16 protein-coding genes and 2 pseudogenes are annotated in these 16,986 nt (G+C 70.0%); 9 read left to right on the top strand and 9 right to left on the bottom strand.

Going from position 1 to position 16,986, the window contains the following annotated elements; genetic code table 11:
- Positions 1 to 365: 365 nt before the first annotated feature.
- From ACIRP7_RS44060 to ACIRP7_RS44040, 5 genes and pseudogenes are all read right to left on the bottom strand, one after another.
- Positions 366 to 1,901, bottom strand: a complete 1,536-nt coding sequence (locus ACIRP7_RS44060) for an aldehyde dehydrogenase family protein (protein WP_403672209.1) — start codon at positions 1,899 to 1,901, stop codon at positions 366 to 368.
- A gap of 680 nt (positions 1,902 to 2,581) precedes the next feature.
- Positions 2,582 to 3,277: a response regulator gene (locus ACIRP7_RS44055; protein ID WP_403672207.1), complete on the bottom strand. Its 696-nt coding sequence runs from the start codon at positions 3,275 to 3,277 to the stop codon at positions 2,582 to 2,584.
- Positions 3,274 to 4,464, bottom strand: coding sequence for a sensor histidine kinase (locus ACIRP7_RS44050; protein ID WP_403672204.1), 1,191 nt, complete (start codon positions 4,462 to 4,464; stop codon positions 3,274 to 3,276). The genes ACIRP7_RS44055 and ACIRP7_RS44050 overlap by 4 nt, the downstream gene beginning before the upstream one ends.
- Before the next feature lie 426 nt (positions 4,465 to 4,890).
- Positions 4,891 to 5,031: pseudogene (locus ACIRP7_RS44045) on the bottom strand (NADPH:quinone reductase); the annotation flags it as partial.
- Positions 5,032 to 5,108: 77 nt separating this feature from the next.
- The gene (locus tag ACIRP7_RS44040) at positions 5,109 to 5,456 is read right to left on the bottom strand and encodes a DUF4333 domain-containing protein (protein WP_403672202.1); all 348 of its coding nucleotides are present in this window, start codon (positions 5,454 to 5,456) and stop codon (positions 5,109 to 5,111) included.
- 337 nt (positions 5,457 to 5,793) lie between these two features.
- Between ACIRP7_RS44040 and ACIRP7_RS44035 the strand changes: the two are divergent.
- Positions 5,794 to 5,991 (top strand): annotated as a pseudogene (locus ACIRP7_RS44035) (YdcF family protein); the annotation flags it as partial.
- 203 nt (positions 5,992 to 6,194) lie between these two features.
- Here ACIRP7_RS44035 and ACIRP7_RS44030 read toward each other — a convergent pair.
- A complete protein-coding gene (locus ACIRP7_RS44030; protein ID WP_403672199.1) occupies positions 6,195 to 6,545 on the bottom strand; it encodes an aldo/keto reductase in 351 nt (116 codons plus the stop codon).
- 73 nt (positions 6,546 to 6,618) lie between these two features.
- On the opposite strand from ACIRP7_RS44030, the gene ACIRP7_RS44025 reads away from it, so the two are divergent.
- The 3 genes from ACIRP7_RS44025 to ACIRP7_RS44015 all read left to right on the top strand — a co-directional run bounded on the left by ACIRP7_RS44025 (position 6,619) and on the right by ACIRP7_RS44015 (position 8,560).
- Positions 6,619 to 7,182, top strand: coding sequence for a MarR family winged helix-turn-helix transcriptional regulator (locus ACIRP7_RS44025; RefSeq protein ID WP_403672196.1), 564 nt, complete (start codon positions 6,619 to 6,621; stop codon positions 7,180 to 7,182).
- A gap of 270 nt (positions 7,183 to 7,452) precedes the next feature.
- Positions 7,453 to 7,992: a heme-binding protein gene (locus tag ACIRP7_RS44020; RefSeq protein WP_403672193.1), complete on the top strand. Its 540-nt coding sequence runs from the start codon at positions 7,453 to 7,455 to the stop codon at positions 7,990 to 7,992.
- A 196-nt stretch (positions 7,993 to 8,188) separates the two neighbouring features.
- Positions 8,189 to 8,560, top strand: coding sequence for an antibiotic biosynthesis monooxygenase family protein (locus ACIRP7_RS44015; RefSeq protein ID WP_403672190.1), 372 nt, complete (start codon positions 8,189 to 8,191; stop codon positions 8,558 to 8,560).
- A gap of 615 nt (positions 8,561 to 9,175) precedes the next feature.
- Here the strand turns inward: ACIRP7_RS44015 and ACIRP7_RS44010 are convergent.
- Complete coding sequence (locus ACIRP7_RS44010; protein WP_403672187.1) at positions 9,176 to 10,456, bottom strand: LuxR C-terminal-related transcriptional regulator; 1,281 nt, start codon at positions 10,454 to 10,456, stop codon at positions 9,176 to 9,178.
- A gap of 170 nt (positions 10,457 to 10,626) precedes the next feature.
- Between ACIRP7_RS44010 and ACIRP7_RS44005 the strand changes: the two genes are divergently transcribed.
- Positions 10,627 to 11,535, top strand: coding sequence for an NADP-dependent oxidoreductase (locus ACIRP7_RS44005; protein ID WP_403672184.1), 909 nt, complete (start codon positions 10,627 to 10,629; stop codon positions 11,533 to 11,535).
- Positions 11,536 to 12,265: 730 nt separating this feature from the next.
- Here ACIRP7_RS44005 and ACIRP7_RS44000 read toward each other — a convergent pair.
- Together ACIRP7_RS44000 and ACIRP7_RS43995 are read right to left on the bottom strand one after the other, a co-directional pair.
- Positions 12,266 to 12,733 carry an aldehyde dehydrogenase family protein gene (locus tag ACIRP7_RS44000; RefSeq protein WP_403672212.1) on the bottom strand — a complete coding sequence of 156 codons (468 nt, stop codon included), beginning with the start codon at positions 12,731 to 12,733 and terminating at the stop codon, positions 12,266 to 12,268.
- On the bottom strand, positions 12,733 to 13,524 hold the full coding sequence (locus ACIRP7_RS43995; protein WP_403672181.1) for an SDR family NAD(P)-dependent oxidoreductase: 792 nt from the start codon (positions 13,522 to 13,524) through the stop codon (positions 12,733 to 12,735). Before ACIRP7_RS43995 ends, ACIRP7_RS44000 begins: the two co-directional genes overlap by 1 nt.
- A 72-nt stretch (positions 13,525 to 13,596) precedes the next feature.
- On the opposite strand from ACIRP7_RS43995, the gene ACIRP7_RS43990 reads away from it, so the two are divergent.
- The 4 genes from ACIRP7_RS43990 (at position 13,597) to ACIRP7_RS43975 (ending at position 16,946) form a co-directional block, all read left to right on the top strand.
- Complete coding sequence (locus ACIRP7_RS43990; RefSeq protein ID WP_403672178.1) at positions 13,597 to 14,070, top strand: MarR family winged helix-turn-helix transcriptional regulator; 474 nt, start codon at positions 13,597 to 13,599, stop codon at positions 14,068 to 14,070.
- A 295-nt stretch (positions 14,071 to 14,365) separates the two neighbouring features.
- Entirely contained in the window at positions 14,366 to 14,821 is a 456-nt protein-coding gene (locus ACIRP7_RS43985) for a MarR family winged helix-turn-helix transcriptional regulator (RefSeq protein ID WP_403672176.1), read from the top strand.
- 203 nt (positions 14,822 to 15,024) lie between these two features.
- Positions 15,025 to 16,284, top strand: a complete 1,260-nt coding sequence (locus ACIRP7_RS43980) for a sensor histidine kinase (protein ID WP_403672173.1) — start codon at positions 15,025 to 15,027, stop codon at positions 16,282 to 16,284.
- Positions 16,281 to 16,946 carry a response regulator gene (locus ACIRP7_RS43975; RefSeq protein WP_403672170.1) on the top strand — a complete coding sequence of 222 codons (666 nt, stop codon included), beginning with the start codon at positions 16,281 to 16,283 and terminating at the stop codon, positions 16,944 to 16,946. The genes ACIRP7_RS43980 and ACIRP7_RS43975 overlap by 4 nt, the downstream gene beginning before the upstream one ends.
- The last annotated feature ends 40 nt before the right edge of the window (positions 16,947 to 16,986 follow it).

Below are 16,986 nucleotides of genomic sequence, written 5' to 3'. Positions count from 1 at the left end.
CCCCCAGCAGCGGCGGTCGCAGCGATGAATCTTCGCCGGGTGGACTCGGCAGGAGGCTTGGTCCGGGGCTCGGCGGGCGGATTCACGGCATGGAAAGGATCTTCGTCGGGCATGTCCGCTCTCCGTCGATGGTGGTGTGGTGGTTGTCGGGACGTGCCAATCGATGTCGCGCTCCGCGAAGGTGCGGCGTTGTTCCCCCGTGAGGCATCGGCTGTTCTGGTCGGCTCGCGCTGTCGACGGGCCGGGTCGGGCGACCGGGTCCGAGGTGGGTGCCGCCCTCGCGGACCCGGTGCCGTCAGTCAGCAACCGGTGTGGTGGCGGGGGTGGATGCCGGACCGGGCTGTGCGCTTCTGGCCGCCGGTTGGTCAGGCGGTCTTCTTGTCGCTCTCGGCCAGGATCCTGTCGCGTACGCCGGCGAGGGCTCCCGCCATCGCGCCCGCGGGCCTGCCGAAGGTGGTCGCCGAGAACTGGGCGGGGCCGGTCTTGGCGGTGAAGGAGTGCGGGTAGGCGAACTCCCGGAGTCCTTCCTCGCCCTGCTTGCGCCCGTAGCCGCTGTCGCCGCGACCGCCGAAGGGCACGGCGGGGTTGATGGAGAACACCAGGGCGTCGTTGATGCTGGTCATTCCGACGCGGAGTTGACGGGCGATGGCTTCGCCGCGGTCGCGGCTGAAGACGGCGCTGCCCAGTCCGTAGCGGCTGGTGTTGATGTGCGCGATGGCTTCCTCGGTGTCGGTGACTTTGACGACGGCGAGCGTGGGTCCGAACGTCTCCTCGGTCACCGCCAGGGCGTCGGGGCTCACGCCGACGAGGATGGTGGGGGTGACATAGCGCTCCCCCACTGCCTCGATGCCACCGACCGTGGCTGTGGCGCCGCGATCGAGAGCGTCCTGGATGTGCTCCCGGATGATTGGGATCTGGGTGGGCAGGGGAACCGGCCCGATCTCCGCGTCCTCGTCGCTGCCGACGCGTACCTGCTTGGCGAGGTCGCTGATCTTCTCGACGAACTCGTCGTGAACCGACTCGACGACGTAGGCCACTTCGAGGCTGATGCAGCCGTGTCCGGTGTTCTGTATGGCGCCCCATACGACGTGCTTGGCGGCTTCGTCCAGGTCGGCGTCCTCGGCAACGACGACGCCGTCCTTTCCGCCGAGTTCCAGCAGGAGGGGGGTCAGGGTCTGCGCGCACTGGGCGGCCACCGTCTTGCCCGTGGCGACGCTGCCGGTGAACGCGAGCTTGTTCAGACCGGCCTCGATGAGCGCTCCGCCGGTGGCCCCGAACCCGTTGAGACACTGGAGGACGTCCGGAAGGTCGGGGACCGCCCGCTGCCAGGTCCGGACGAGCCACTCCCCGACGCCTGGCGTGATCTGGCTGGGCTTGAGGATGGCGGCGTTTCCGGCCGCGACCGCCCCGATCAGGATGGCCCCCGGCGTCAGGAGAGGGAAGTTCCACGGACCGATGACACCGACGACGCCGTAGGGCTGGTATTCGACCCACGCTCGCTGGTTGGGCACGGTGGGGCTGGCGGGGACCTCCCGGCGGCCCAGCACGCGCCCGGCGTTTTCGATGGCGTACTGCACGTGCTCCAGAATCCCGAGCACTTCAACGCGGGCGTCGTCGAGGGGCTTGCCGTTTTCGGCGTGGATGAGGGCGGCCCCCTCCTCGCCGCCTACGGCTATCTCCCGCCGCCATGCGCGCAGTCGCTCCGCGCGGCCCTCGAATCCTAGGTCCCACCAGGGCCCGGCGGACGAGCGTGCGGCAGCGACAGCCGCGGCGGCCTCTTCCTTGCCGGCCACGGGGTACCGGGCGAACTCTGCCCCGGTGGCCTGATCGACGGTGACCACCTCGCTCCCGTCCTGTCCGATGACTCCGTCACGCGTGATCGTTGGAGTGTTGTTGGTCACGGTCTCTCCCACTTTCTTACGACCGCCTTCACCCGAGCAGCACCCCGAGGGTGATGGGCAGTTGACGGACGCCGTGTTCGGCGCGATGAAGGGCCGCCATGTGACAGCAAGTGCGCGCCGATGTGAATGACTTCAGCGATGGCTCGAAGGCCTTGGCAAGTACCAGATTATCAACCTAGTGGGTTGATGTAAAGCGTTTGATAGCAGGCAGGTACTTGGGTATCAGTCGGTCAGATTGAGGGCAGCGCGGACGAACGACGCTGTCCGCATCGAGTCCGTGCTCGCGGCAAACGTCCGCCAGCGACCCTTCCTGCCCATCCGCGATGGCCCAGGGAGGAAACAGGCACTTGGTTGGCGCGGTACAGGCCTGTCGGACCAACCAAAAACCACCAGGCCAGAGAACAGGCCCAGCAGATCAACGACCGGCGGCTTGAACTGCTGCGCAAGGAACCGGCGACCGCTCCGCACGACGGCGGGGTCATCGTGATCGACGACTCCGGGGACCGCAAGGACGGCACCGCGACCGCGCCTGTGGCCACAGCGGCGACTGGCCGCTCTGGGAGCTCTACAGCCTGGACGGCCTGCTGGCCGCGGGTTGAGCACGATGGCGCCGACGACGGCGTACGGGGCCCTCTGCCGACGTGGAGCGGCCGGGGTCGGCCCGCAGGCCGACCCACAGGTCAGGCGGGCGGCATCTGACGGTCGCGTACGAGCCCGGAGTCCCAGGCCCAGGCGGCGATCTCGACGCGGTTGCGCACGCCGAGCTTGTCCTTGATGTTGGCCAGGTGCGACTTGACCGTGCCCAGGGACACGTACAGCTCGCCGCAGACCTCCTGGTTCGTGCGGCCCACGGCCACCAGGCGTGCGACCTCGACTTCCCGCTCGGAGAGCGGGTGCGGGAGCGCTGCCGTCGGCGGCTGCTGTCCGGCGAGGTGCTTGAGGAGCCGGACGGTGACGGCGGGGGAGACCAGGGCATCGCCGCGGGCGGCGCAGCGCACGGCCTCGATCAGCAGGGTGGAGCCGGCGTCTTTGAGGAGGAAGCCGCACGCGCCGTTGCGCAGGGCGGTGTAGGCGTAGTCGTCCTGATCGAAGGTGGTCACCACGACCACGCGCATCGGGTCGGTGACGCCCGGCCCGGCCAGGGCCCGGGTGACCTCCAGACCGTCCAGCTTGGGCATGCGGATGTCGACGAGACACACGTCGGGACGCATCCTGCGGGCGAGTTCGACGCACTCGGCGCCGTCGGCGGCCTCGCCGATCACTTCGAGGTCGGGCTGGGTGCCGAGGATCAGCCGGAAGCCGGTGCGGACCATCTCCTGGTCGTCGGCGATCAGTACCCGCGTCCGGGCATCGCTCCCACCATTGTCACCGCTCATGCCGATGATCCTTCCACAGCTGCCAGGACAGGGAAGGCGGCACTCACGCACCAGCCGCCGTCCGCTGTCCGGCCGCTGGTCAGCGACCCCTCAACGGCCTCCACGCGTTCCCGCAGGCCCACCAGGCCGAAGCCGCCCCGCCCGCCGATCGGCCCGGTGACGCGCGTCTGCGGCGCCGCGTTGCGCGCCTCCACCCGGAGGCGACCTTGAGAGTCCAGTTCGAGGCGGACGACGACGTCCGCACCATGGGCGTGGCGGCGCACGTTCGTCAGCGCCTCCTGCACCACGCGGTGGACGGACGTCTCCACCTCCGGAGCCAGCCGGATCTCGCGCACCTCGGGCGCGATGACCAGCGCCGCCACGGTCCCGTTCTCGGCGAACGCGGAGACCAAGCGGTTCAGCTCGGTCGGCAGCTCACCCGCGCGTGCGGCCCGGTGGTCGTCCTCGCGCAGCACCCGCACCAGCCGGCGCATGGAGTCCAGGGTCTCCCCGCCGGCCCGGGAGATGCCCTCCAACAGGGGCTTGATCTGCTCCGGCGAGGTCTCCTGGATCACCAGCGCGGCGTTGGCGTGCACGACGATGCCGGTGACGTGGTGGGCGACGAAGTCGTGCAGGTCCCGGGCGAGTTCCAGGCGCTCGTTGTGGCGTACGGAGGCCACGGCCTGAGCCCGGCGGGCGTCCAGGAGGCGCAGATAGCCACCAAGGCATGCGGCGCCGCCGACGGCGAACGTCAGCACGAAGGAGTACTTGAGGTAGTCGCTGTGCTCCGTGCCCCCGCGCAGGGGCATGGCGATCACCGCGGCGGCCAGCGCCGCCGACAGCGTCACGGCGGTGGCCGGGCGTTCCACCCTTCGCGCGGTCCGGGCGAACAGCACAAGCAGGGCGACCGTTTCCAGCATGCCCCACGTACCACTGGTGAGCGGCGCGTACACGCACAGGCCCACGGTCAGGGCCAAGGAGATCAGCGCGGCGATGCCGGCTCGCCATTCGGGGCCCGGCCGGCGGGCGGGAAAGAGCAGCGTGACGGCGGCGAGGGGGCCGCAGACCAGGGTCAGCCAGCTCGACCAGCGGCCCTGCGGGTCGTAGTAGGCCGCCAGGTCGTACAGCCACACCAGGGCCAGGCCCCCGCAGAGGGAGGCCATGATGGCGCGCCGGACGGCCGGGGAGAGCGGAGTATCGGGTTCCACGCCGCACAGAGTACGGATGTACGGCCGGGCAGCGGGTCGGCCCGCAGGCCGATGCCGGCCGCTCCGGACCGGTCCCGCGGCCGAGGACGGGCGGGGTGGTACGGCGGGATCGTCGACGGTATGCAGATCCTCGGCGTTCTCCAAGTGGCCCTGGCGGCGCTCGCCGGGCTCTGCCTCGTCCTGTGCGTCCTTGTCACCGTCGAGGCCGCCCGATGAACTCGTTCCCCACGACCGCCGCCTACCCCGTCCTGGTGGGCGTCTGAAGAAGTCCTACGGCTCGCCGGCGACCAGGGCCCGTCCGGGTCGGGCAAGTCCACCGACGCGGGGCCCCGGGTCGGGCCGAACGTCGGGTGCAGTGTCCGGCACCACCTCGCTGGTCTCGTGCAGATGCTCGGGCCGTCGTAGCGGACGGACGAGGAAGGCCACGATGGCGCCGACGGCGGCCGCGGTGGTGACGTCGCGGGCGGCCGGGCGGCCGGCCGTGGTGGGGAAGCCGTCGCTGCCGAGCAGGCGGAGCGTGACGTTGTCGAACAGCAGGGGACACAAGGGGATGTCGGTGCGGTCGGCGCGGTGGGGTGATCAAGCCCGTGTTCGTCATGGTCATGCCGCCCTGACAGTCACGGGTCGGGCCACAGCGGGCAGTCCTAATTCGCCAGCACCGCGTAGTCGTACGAGACGCTGTTCCCGTTGGCCTTGGTCACGGACACCATGATCTGCTGCCGCTTCCCGTTCTCGGCCGTCACAGTGCACTCGACCGAGTCGCGCTGCCGCGCCTTGAGACCTCCGGCGCAGCTCACGGATTTCGGCTTCTCCTCGAGCGGCAGGGAGTAGTTCTCGCGGACCTGCTTCTCGACCTCCGCACGGCTCACGGCCCCGGTGGAACCGACGGTGCTGGTCGACTCCGTGCTCAGCAGCCGTGGTACGGCCACGAAAGCGAACCCGCCCACGGCCACGACGGTGGCGGTCACCAGGGACACAGCGACGTATTTCATGTTTCTCTCCTGCGATGCGCTTGCTGCGGTGAGGCTGTCACCGGAAGAGTGGCCCGCCGGGCGGTGGCTGCGCTTCGGCCGGTCGGCCGACAGTGTGCGGCCGGGGTCGGCCCGCAGGCCGATTCACGGGTCAGGCGAGCGGCAGCCGGCGGTCGCGTACCGGAGTGCCGGTCCGGTAAGAGGCGGACGACGACGTCCGCACCAGGGGCGGGGCGCCGCACGTTCGGCAGCGCTTCCTGCAGCACGCGGTGGCCTGGCGCTCCACCCGCCGGGCGGTCCCGGGGAGCAGCAGCGGGTCGGCCCGCAGGCCGACGCCGGCCGTCCAGGACCGGTCCGCAACTTCCACGTCTTCCGCGCCGCCCTGACGGCCCGGCGCACCGGTGTGGACGGCCAGGTCATCGGCTCACCCACCGCCGCCTACTTCTGGCCCGGTGCGACCATCCGCGAGTTTGCCGCGGTCTTCCTCCACTACCGGGCGGTCAACCTCGGCTCGTGCGTGCTGCTCGCCCTGATGGGATTCCTTCTCCCCTCCTGAGACCGAGTTCCCGTCCTTGAGCCGCGCTGCACGGGCCCGAGTTCGGGCCCGCCTCGGCACGGCCTCGGAACCGTCTCCTCGGCCGGGCTCCCCGCGGAAGTAGATCGGCCGGGGGCCGAGGTCGATCGGCCGGACCAACAGAGGTGGCTCTCGGCGTCGCGAAACTCGGTCAATCGGCCGTGCTTGACTCCTGGGTGGCCGAGCTACCAGGCATACGCTTCCGGAGCCTCGCCGCCGGGACCCGGCCAGATCTCGTCGAGCTCGAGAAGGATCTTTGGGGACAGGGTCAGGTGCGGGGCCCGGAGTGTCTCGTGCAGCTGCTCGGGAGTTCGCGGCCCGACGATGGCGGTCGCGACCGCCGGGTTGTGCAACAGCCAGGCGAGGGCGACGTCCGCCGGCCGCTCGCGGAGGTCCGCGCACAGGGCTTCGTACCGTTCGAGCTGTGGCTTGTGCTGCTCGACAGCAGCCAGGAAGTCGGGGGACGGGCGTCGACCGCTGTCGGCTTTCTGCAGGGTGTGACTCCCCCGCCGCCCGGAGAACCTTCGCGCGCACACGAGCCGAATGTGACTGCCCGGTCGGCCGCTTCGCAAGGAAGGCCATTCATCCCTCGCGCATAGAATCCACTTCATGGCCAAGAACCGCACCGTGAAGCGGACCCGCAGCGCACCCGCCGGCGAGGACAGCCCCGGCGGGCAAGCCGAGTCGGCAAGGGGCAGCGAGGCTGCGGAACCGTTCCGGTGGCTGAACGAGGAAGAGCTCCACGCCTGGATGGCCCTGGTCGGCATGGTGACCAAGCTGCCCGCGGCAATGGATCGGCAGCTCCAGCGCGACGCCGGGCTCACACACTTCGAGTACCAGGTCCTCGTGGGCCTGTCCCGGGCCCCCGAGCGCACGCTGCGCATGAGCGAGCTGGCTGACTTCACCGCGGGTCAGTTGCCGCGCCTGTCCCAGGTCGCGACCCGTATGGAGCGGCGCGGCTGGCTCACCCGCCGCCCCGATCCCACCGACGGCCGTTACACCCTGGCCGGCCTGACCGACGCGGGGATGGCGAAGCTCGAGGCCAGCGCCCCGGATCACGTCACCGCGGTCCGCCACCTCGTCTTCGACAGCCTCTCGCCCGCACAGGTGCGTCAGATGACTCAGATTGCGCGGCGCATCGCCCAGGCAGCGGGCAGCGCCGATTTCCACTGAGCCTTGAGGCCGTGACGTCTCGGTTCAAGCACGAGACATGACTTCACGCGTGAAGTACATCACTCGAGACATCAGTTGCGCCATGAAGTGACGCGGATATAACTTCATGCATGAAGTGACCGGGAGGAGCGCGGTGGCCACGCCATCGCCCGCCGTCCGCACCAGGCATCCACGGTCACCGGCAACAACCTGCCCGTCGGCGCGGCAGGGCGCCCAAGAAAATCCCGAGATGCGCAAGAACGTTCCTCACAAAGACGCAGGAGCAAAGCCATGACAGAAGACTCCGGCAACACCCTGGCTACGAGACGCGGCATGCTCGGGATGGCGGGGGCGGTGGCGGGCGGAGTGGCGTTGAGCCAGATGCTTGCCGACAGCGCCTCGGCCACCACTGGCAGCATGGGATCGACCGCGACGCGGACGATCAGCCTGGCCCAGGCCCAGCGGCTCGCCGAAGCCGCCATCCGCTACGTGCGGGACCACACGACTCTTCCACCCATGTATGTGCTGGTCGTCGACTCCGCCGGCGAAACCAAGGCATCCCTTCGCATGGACAACAACAGCCCGGCGGCAGCCGCGTTGGTACCCCACAAAGCACACACCGCGCGCACCTACCGGGCCGCCACCGCCGACCTCGCCACCAACATCAAGGACCCGGCCCAGATCGCTTCCCATGTCGCCAGTGGCGCCAGCCTGCTCGCCGGCGGCCGACCGATCTTCGAGAGCGGCCAGTTCATCGGCGCCCTCGCGGTCGGCGGAGGCACCCCGGTCCAGGACGACGAGGTCGCCCGCGCCGCGCTGAGCGCACTCTGACCCTTCCCGCCCACCGCCGGACGGCGGCCGGGAAGACGGGGATCACGAGGGCCTTCCGGTTCGGTGCGGACGTCGCAATCCACACCGAACCGGAAGGCCCTCACCTGTTCAGCCCTTCAGTCGCCGTCGCTGCCAACTGTTGTGGACCGCGTGTCGGGAAGTGACTTTGACAGCCCATCAAGCTCATGGAGCAACCATGCTGCAGTTCGGCCACCTCGACGAGTCCACCCAGTTCCGCAACCAGCAGAAGGAGGAGACCGGTCCGGTCACCATCATCAACACCTTCGTCGCCCCGGAAGGCAAGGAGGCCGAGGTGGTGGCCGCCTGGACGGACGACGCGGAGTACATGAAGAAGTCGGGGCGCCTCCTCTCGGTGCAGCTGTACCGGGGCATCGGCGGCAGCCGGCTGTTCACCAACGTCGCGGTCTGGAAATCCACCGAGCACCTCCGTGCGGCGCTCAGCACGCCGGAGTTCGCCTCGCACCTTGCGGGCTACCCCGCCGGCACCGTCGCCTACCCGCACCTGTACCAGAAGTTCGCTGTCGAGGGCGTCTGCGAAGGGCAATGACGGCCGCTCCCCGGCTCCGGGCTGCCGTTCGCCACGACACGATGTGTGGTGCCGTGCAATCCCTGGCCGGCGGAGGATTCGCGCCGATGACGCCGAACAGTCCCCCTGTCCGACCGGCCGGTGCTCCAACTGCTCGGCCTGGTCCGTGAAGAATGCGCGGCGACAGGACGTACACGAGGACGCATGAGACTGTCACCTACATCGCCAGCCAGGCTGCCTGGCTGGCGATGTAGGTGATCCCATTGGACGGCCGGACAATGCAGGACGCAATCGCTGGCTGGAGCGCCGACGGGTCGGCAGTCCCAGGGCACGGCGGAACATCGACGTCCTTCTCAACTCCGCCTGCTGAAGGGCGGTTCGACGCGTGCGAGGGATGTGCTCAAGCGGACATGCCCGGTGCCGGACCGAGGTGTCCGTACGCCTGTGATCAGCTCACCGCCCGAACCGGCCGAGCAATGGGGCACGCCGGTGCACTGGATGAAACAGGCAGCGCAGAAGGGTAGGCAAACCGGGGACGAAGACAGCAACCCTCTGCCCCATGCGCCAAGAGCAACTGGACGGCCCGGAACTACTGGTCGCCGCTGCGACAGGCCGGTCACCTGCCGACGGCGCAGGCTATGCGGCGCCCCATTCGTGGGCGAGGGCGGCCGCCTCCCCGCGGGAGCTGACGCCCAGTTTGCCGAGGATCCTCGCCACGTGGAACTTCACCGTCGACTCGCTGATGTGCAGATCCTGCGCGATGTCCCGGTTGCGCCGGCCGCGGGCCAGCTGTCCCAGCACCTCCAGCTCCCGTGCGCCGAGCGCGGTCAGCGGATCCTGGCGGGGTGTGCTGGGCGAGGCGAGCGGGATCTCGAGGGTCACAGTCGTGCCCCAGCCGGGCACCGCGTCCAGGTCGACCCGCCCACCGAGCGGCGCCAGACGCTCGGTGACCCGGCGGGCGTCGAGGGCGCCGAGGGACAGGGTCCCGGGTCCGTTGTCTCGGACGGTGGCGCGCAGTTCGTCCGTACCGACCCTCCAGCCGACATGGACGCGGTGCTCTCCGTCACCTTCCGGACCGTGGCCCTGGTCGTCCACTGACGCGTGCACCGTGGCCCGGACCACGGCAAGCGCCGTGTCGGTGACATCGGCGGGCAGCAAGCGGTCCGCGCCTTCCTCCACACCGGGCGGGCCCAGCTCCAGCCGTACGTTGCGTGCGCGCAGGATTCGGCGCAGCGACCCTGCGAGCCGCTCGAAGGCGTCCCCGGCCCGCTCCTCCGCCAGCGACTGGTCGAGTTCAGCCCGTGAGCGCAGGTCAGCGAGGGCCGAAACGGCGACGTCGACGGCGCGTGTACGGGCGTTCGTGTCGTCCAGGGCGCGGTCGCGCAGGACGCCGAGCAGGGCGGTCAGCACGCCCCCGTGCGCGTCGCGGAGTTCGGCGATGGCGGCGGCCCGTGCCGCCGCCGCGGCTCGCGACGCGGCCAGCGACCCCGGGAGCGCCTCGGTCCGCAGACCGTCCCGGTGCGCGGCCACCAGGTCCCACAACAACTGGGCGGGCGTCAGATGCTCCTCCGGTACCGGGGTGTCCTCGGTCCGTACCACGACCAGCAGTGCGCTCTGCCCGGTGATGTCGCTGGTCAGGGCCAGCACGGGCACGTCGACACCCGCCATCCGCGCCCGCCCCTGCCAGTTTCCCCTCGCCGGCAGCAGCGGCCGCAGCGCGGCCAGGTCGGCGGCGGTGACGAGGGAGCCGGGCCGGCCGGGGGACTCACCGTGGGTCAGGAACGGCGAGTACGCGCAGTTGCCGGACAGTTGGGCGATCGTCCGGTGCGGAACAGCCTCGGCCAGGACGGCGGACAGGCGCATCAGGGTCTCGGACAGCGGCGCCTGGATCAGCTCGACTGCGGCCATCAGGTTCATGTCCGCCAGCGTAAGCAGTCGGCCCTCCCGTCGGATCGTCCTTTCGGCTGGTTGGAACCGTCCGAAAGGACAGCGGCAGCCCAGCCGCCCAGCCGGAGGCTGGAGGCGTAGTCCACGACCGGCCGCCGCCACAGTGGCCTGATGCAAACATTTGACGGGAAGTGACAGGCATGAAGGCGATCTCGTACGAGGAGTACGGCGGTCCGGAGGTTCTGCGGCTGGCGGAGGTGACGGAACCGCACGCCGGCCCCGGGCAGGTGCGGATGAGGGTCGTGGCCGCCGCTGTCAACCCCATCGACTTCAAGATTCGCCACGGCTGGGTCCAGGAGATGATGGGCCCCGTGTCCTTCCCCGCCGTCCCCGGCATGGAAGCGGCCGGCATCATCGACGAGGTGGGAGAGGGCGTCACCGGTGTCTCGGTCGGAGACGAGGTGATGGCCTGGACCGAGACCGGCTCCTACGCCGAGTACGCCCTGGCCTCGGACTTCGCGCCCAAGCCGGCCGGCCTCGACTGGGAGACGGCCGCCGCGCTGCCCGTGGCCGTCGAGACCTCCGACCGTGCGCTGGGTGAGCTCGCAGTGGGCCAGGGCGACACGCTGCTGATCCACGGAGCCGCAAGCGTGGTCGGCTCGGTCGGCGTCCAGCTCGCCGTGGCCCGCGGCGCCACCGTGATCGGTACGGCGTCCGAGGCCAACCACGACTACCTGCGCTCTCTCGGCGCGATCCCCGTGGTGTACGGCGACGGCCTCGCCGACCGGGTCCGCGCCGCCGCCCCGCAGGGCGTCGACGCCGTCTACGACGTCGCCGGCATCGACGCGCTGGATGTCTCCATGGAGCTGCGCGGCGGCACCACCAACCGCATCGTCACCATCTCCGACCCCCGGGCCTTCGAGCTGGGCATCACCTTCTCCGGCGACAACCGACGGTTCGGGCCAGAGCTCACCGAGTATGCCCGCCTCGCCGCCGACGGCCGACTGAGCGTACGCGTCGACCGTAGCTTCCCGCTCGCCGACGCCGCCCAGGCGCACGAGCTGAGCGAGACCGGCCGGGCGCGCGGCAAGGTGCTCCTGCGCCCGTAGCACAGGGAGGGCCGTGGAGGGATACGGCGTCACCCTCCCCCGAACTCGTTGAGATCCTTCTCGATGTCGGTGTGCCCGTTCGCGTCGACGCCATCGGTACCGTCGGCGTCGGACGGATCGCCGGGGTTCAACCCTTGCCCGCGCCCGCGTGTGCGGCATGCCGTCGCGGTCCGCTCCGGGCGGCGGATGGCCGCCGCGCAGGGTAGCGAAGCCGCCGAGCCAACTGTTCTGCCGAGGCTCCCCAGGGCATGGGCCTCGGCCGCGGTAAGGAACGGCGCACTGCCAAGGACACCAGTGCCGCGCCGGGCGCACCGCCTGCTCGGCGCACTCAGTGGCAGGAGCACGCATAGGTTCACGGCTGCCCGCTTGCTCTTATCCGTGCGACCCATATCTCAGTGCCTGCTCGGGGGCGTTCGCGCACGCGGTCAGGCAGCAAGCAAGCCACAGCGTGCTTCGGCGTCGTTCCCAACTCCCCGCTTCCTCGGCATGCGACCACGGCGCAGCACGAAGGCACCCGCTTGATGACCGGCTGGTTCGGCGTCGTTCGGACGCTGGGCAACGCATCCCGCGCCTCCCAGCCGCTGCACGGAGATGTGCGCGGGATCGGGGTCGTTCAGCCTTCACTCTCGTGCGGGTCGCCGCAGGCGTCGGCCGGTGTGCGAGTTCCCATCGGAAGCCTTCGTGGCGTTCAGTGAATTGCGGATCTGCGGTGCCCAGCTCGGTGCTCAGGTCAACCCCGGGATCGGTCGGAGACGTGGAGGCATTGAGGGCGGCAGGGGCAGTCCGACGTCCCCTGCACCAGCGAATCCGGCAGGCGCCGCCTTCTCCCTCCCCTCTTCCCCTCGACGAATGAGGAACCCCATTCATGCGCATCGACACGCACGCGCACATCGTCGGGCAGGACGGACTGGATGATCTCCACCATGAGCAGGGATGAGAGCGGAGCCTGCTCCGGTGGCTTGATGACCACCGCGTTGTCGACGGCCAGCGCCGGGGCCGGCTTGCTCGCGGTGTGAATCGGCGGCCAGTTGAACTGCACGATCGCGGCGATGACCCCGTAGGGTTCGAGCACCGTGATGTCCAGCAGGCTTCCGCCGTCGTTGACCTGGCCGGCCATTGAGTCGCACAGGCTCGCGAAGTACTCGAAGATCCCGATCGCCGCGTTCACGTCCCAAATGCGCGCCTGGGAAAGGGGTATTAATCCCGCGGCTCCGTGTAACGAGCCGCGGGCGTCGGCTGGTTGCCGCCTGTGACAAAGGCGGCCTCTGCGGCGAGCAAGGCGTCCAGGGCTGAGTCCTGATCCTCCAGACCAGGGGCACTGACGGTCTCACCCCGGCGCAGCCCGGCCAGGCTGGCCGAGGCCACGCCCTCGGGCGACATCGCCCAGGGGATGCTGCGGCCGGCGCCACTGTTCCACTCTGTTGCCACAACGCCGGGGCACACCACCTGGACGCGAACCGGGGTGTCGGCGAGCTCACCGGCGAGAGTGCGCGTGAAGCCCAAGATGGCGGCCTTCGCGGCGACGTACAGGGTGCGCCGGGGTGCTCGCGAATCAGTCAGGCCCGCGCTGAAGGCGAGGAGCGAGGCGACGGTGACGATCACGCCTTCGCCCGCCGCGAGCATTCCGGGAAGCGCGGCGTGGACCAGCCGAACGGGGGCGACGGCGTTGAGGGTGAGCAGGCGGTCGATGTCGGCAGGGTCGACATCGACGAGCGGGGCGTAGCCGCCGGCGCCGGCATTACTGATCAGCATGCGCACGTCCCCGGCGGCCAGCCGGTCGGTGACAGCGGCGATGCCGTCATGGGCCATGAGGTCGGCGGGCAGCACCTCGACGGCTGCTCCATGGGCGCGGAGTTCCTCGGCAAGGTCTGCGAGCCGGTCGGCGCGTCGCGCCACCACGACTAGGTCGTGATCGTCCGCCAAGAGGCGGGCGTAGGCGGCGCCGATGCCGGAGGAGGCGCCAGTGATCAAAGCGATGGGACGAGTCATGAGACCAGGCTCCCTCAAGCGCTAGGCAAGTGTCAAACACTTGATCGCCCTGAAGTGTCGTATCCTTCTCGCGTGATACGCAATGATGAGGAGCCCGTCGGGCTCGGCGCGCTTGACCGGGTGACCTGGGCGTTGCGCCGCGCGGAGCTGGCGGTGCAGAGCCTCAAGGAACAGCTGCTGCGCCCGCTGGGCATGGCTGCGGCGCACTACACGCTCCTGATCTCCGTGCACGACGAGCCGGGGCTGACCGGCGCCGAACTGGCCCGCCGCCTCAACGTAACCCCACAGGCCATCGCCTCACTGGTGGCGCGCCTGGAGGGCCGCGGGCAGCTGGAGAGACGTGAGCATCCGCGCCACCGGCACATCCAGGAGCTGCACCTCACCGACGCCGGTCGGGAGGCGTTGCGCGCGGCCGACGCAGTGATCGCCGACATCGAGCGGCAGGTCACCGATGGTCTCGGCTCAGAGACAGCACAGCTGCGAGCACTGCTCGACCAAGTGACCGAGGCGGTTCGCGAGGTCTCAGCCCGCGGTACCGCCGACTGAGCTTCCCCCCAAGCAGTGACATCCCAGGTGGACCGCCGGGAGGACCGAGGCCATCTAGCACGCCGACCGCACCCCCAATCACCAGGATCATGCGGCAGATGCACGGAGGCGTCGGATTCGATCTCCTCCGTCACCGCACCCTCCTGCCTTGAGGGACACCCGGCGTCACCACCGGCTACACACCAGACCCTTTCGCGCGATGCGACATCAGCCGTTCGGCCAAATCAACAGGGATTCATACACTTGAGGACAATCAAGTAACTTGGCAAGCGCCCAGGTGCCGTATTCTCAGCGGGTGACAAAGGATGATGAACGGCCGATCCCTGCCGAGCACCTGACCCGGGTGACCTGGGCCCTGCGGCGGGCGGAGTGGGCAGTGCAGGCCCGGAAGGACCAGCGGCTACGACCGCTGGGCATCGCGGCCGCGCAGTACACCCTGCTGATCTCCGTCCACACCGATCCCGGCCTGACCGGCGCGGAACTGGCCCGCCGCCTGAACGTCACCCCGCAAGCAGTGGCCTCCCAGGTGGCCCGCCTGGAGGAGCGGGGTCAACTGGAACGCCGACCGCACCCGCGCCACCGCCACGTGCAGGAGTTGCACCTCACCGACGCCGGCCGCGACTCCCTGCAGGATGCCGAGGCCGTGATCGTGGACATCGAACTGCGGATCGCCGAGAAGCTCGGTCCGAAGAAAACCGCCCAGTTGAGGGCCCTGCTGGACGAGGTGGCCGACGTGGTCCGAGAGGCGTGAGGCCGCCGACGTAGTCACGTCGGCACGGGCCACAGCCAGCGGCTGCGCCCCCAGTACGACGACCAAGTGGCGACCCTCGCGGCCTGACGCGCGACCCCGGTTGCCGCGGTCACACCCACAACCCGCTCGTACGCCTTCAGGCGTACGAGCAGGCGGCCGCATCTGTCCGAAACCGAGGATCGGTACCAAGGGATGGTGAAGCCGTGATCGGACCGGCATCGCTGCAACGGGTCACCGGCGCTCACCCACGTCTGGTGGATGCCACCCTCGCCACCCTCGTGGGCTGTATCGGTCTGCTGCCCATGCTGTTCGGAGGGTGGCCCGAAGGCATCCGGCCGTCGGGCGTCGACGCCGCCGCCGCGGTGGCCGCGTTCCTGCTTCTGCTGGCCCGTCGCCAAGCACCGCTGCCCGTCCTGGCGCTGGCAGTGTTCGGCGAGGTGGCCTTCACCGTCCTCGCGTCGTATCCGTCGCGGGCGCTGAAGCTCGCCGCGTTGATCGCGGTCTACACCGTCGCCCGAACGGTCCGTCGGCGGACCGCCTTGTTCGCCACCCTGGGCTCGGCCCTCGCCCTGTACGCCGTCATCACCTGGGGGGCGAATTCGGCCTCCAGCCCGGAGGCCGGCGCTGTGTTCGCCTGGACCGGGATGTGCGCCGCCGTCGGGGGCGCTGTGCGCACCTGGCACGACTACGTCGCCGCGGTGGAGGAACGAGCGCTGCGGGCGGAGGAGAGCAAGGAGGAGGAGGCCCGCCGCCGGGTCGCCGAAGAGCGGCTGCGCATCGCAAGGGAACTCCATGACGTGATCGCTCATCACATCGCCCTGATCACCATTCAGGCAGGAGTCGCCAGCCGCTTCCTTCGAGGCCGGCCGGATCAGGCCGAGGTGGCGCTCGGTCACATCCGCGAGGCCGGCCGCACAGTCCTGGACGAACTGGGCCCGCTGCTGCACGTACTACGGCAGTCCGGCGACGAGACGGAGCTGACCGAACCCGTGCCCGGCCTGTCCCGTCTCGGAGGGCTCATCGAATCGCTGACCGCCGCCGGGCTGAGCGTCCGCCACCAGCAGGCCGGCCATCCGGTCCCCCTGCCGACCGCCATCGACCTGACTGCCTACCGCGTCATCCAGGAAGGGCTGACCAACGCACACAAGCACGGCGCGACCGCCGAGGCGGACCTGCTCGTCGACTACGGGCCCGACGAACTGCGCGTTCGGATCGCCAACCCCCTGCACTCCGGCCCGCACCCGGCGTCGGCCGCGATGGGCACCGGGCACGGGCTGACGGGCATGCGTGAGCGCGTCCACGCGGTCGGTGGCAGCCTCCATGCCGGAGCAGACACCGACGGTTGTTTTCGCCTCGCGGTGCGGCTGCCGCTGACTGCGGCCGGACCACCGGCCGACGACCGCACGTCAGATCGGTCCGGCACGGACCTGCCCGCGAACGCCGCCGAAGGGAGGCAGGGATGACCATCCGCGTTCTGCTCGCCGACGACCAGGCCCTCGTCCGCTCCTGCTTCCGCATGCTCATCGAGTCGGAGCCGGACCTGGAGGTCGTCGGAGAGGCCGCGACGGGCGAAGAGGCGGTCGTACTGGCCCGCAGCACCCGTGCCGACGTCGTGCTGATGGACATCCGGATGCCCGACATGGACGGCCTCGCCGCCACGCGCGCCATCTCGGCGGACAAAGACCTCGCGGGCGTACGGGTGCTGATCCTGACGACCTTCGAAGCCGACGAGCACGTCTTCCAGGCGCTACGCGCTGGGGCCAGCGGGTTCCTCGGAAAAAGCGTGGAGCTCTCCTATCTCCTCGACGCCATCCGGCTGGTCGCCCAGGGAGAGGCGCTGCTGTCACCCAGGGCGACAAGGGCACTCATTGCCCACTACCTCACCACACCCGACCGGACGAGCGCTCCGGCCGCGGAGCTGACCACCCTGACCGACCGCGAGCGTCAAGTGCTCGATTTCGTGGCCGCCGGTCTCTCCAACGACGCCATCGCCGAACAGCTCCACATCTCTCCCTCGACCGCCAAGACCCACGTGAACCGCATCATGGCCAAGCTCGGCGTCCGCGACCGTGCCCAACTCGTGGTGATCGCCTACCAGGCCGGCCGCGTCCACCCCGGTGCGTGAACGACCGCTCACTACTCGGCGCGCCGGGGGGCCCTGCGGC

This window comes from Streptomyces sp. NPDC102270, assembly GCF_044766405.1.
In the GTDB taxonomy this organism is placed as follows: Bacteria; Actinomycetota; Actinomycetes; order Streptomycetales; family Streptomycetaceae; genus Streptomyces.
This window is presented reverse-complemented; position numbering and strand designations above follow the sequence as displayed.

Bases quoted from the DNA above. Each gene is read 5' to 3' on its own strand.
- ACIRP7_RS44010 (WP_403672187.1), bottom strand. From the start codon at position 10,456: ATGAACCTGATGGCCGCAGTCGAGCTGATCCAGGCGCCGCTGTCCGAG.
- ACIRP7_RS44040 (WP_403672202.1), bottom strand. From the start codon at position 5,456: ATGAAATACGTCGCTGTGTCCCTGGTGACCGCCACCGTCGTGGCCGTG.
- ACIRP7_RS43995 (WP_403672181.1), bottom strand. From the start codon at position 13,524: ATGACTCGTCCCATCGCTTTGATCACTGGCGCCTCCTCCGGCATCGGC.
- ACIRP7_RS44025 (WP_403672196.1), top strand. From the start codon at position 6,619: ATGGCCAAGAACCGCACCGTGAAGCGGACCCGCAGCGCACCCGCCGGC.
- ACIRP7_RS44055 (WP_403672207.1), bottom strand. From the start codon at position 3,277: ATGAGCGGTGACAATGGTGGGAGCGATGCCCGGACGCGGGTACTGATC.
- ACIRP7_RS43975 (WP_403672170.1), top strand. From the start codon at position 16,281: ATGACCATCCGCGTTCTGCTCGCCGACGACCAGGCCCTCGTCCGCTCC.
- ACIRP7_RS44005 (WP_403672184.1), top strand. From the start codon at position 10,627: ATGAAGGCGATCTCGTACGAGGAGTACGGCGGTCCGGAGGTTCTGCGG.
- ACIRP7_RS44020 (WP_403672193.1), top strand. From the start codon at position 7,453: ATGACAGAAGACTCCGGCAACACCCTGGCTACGAGACGCGGCATGCTC.
- ACIRP7_RS44015 (WP_403672190.1), top strand. From the start codon at position 8,189: ATGCTGCAGTTCGGCCACCTCGACGAGTCCACCCAGTTCCGCAACCAG.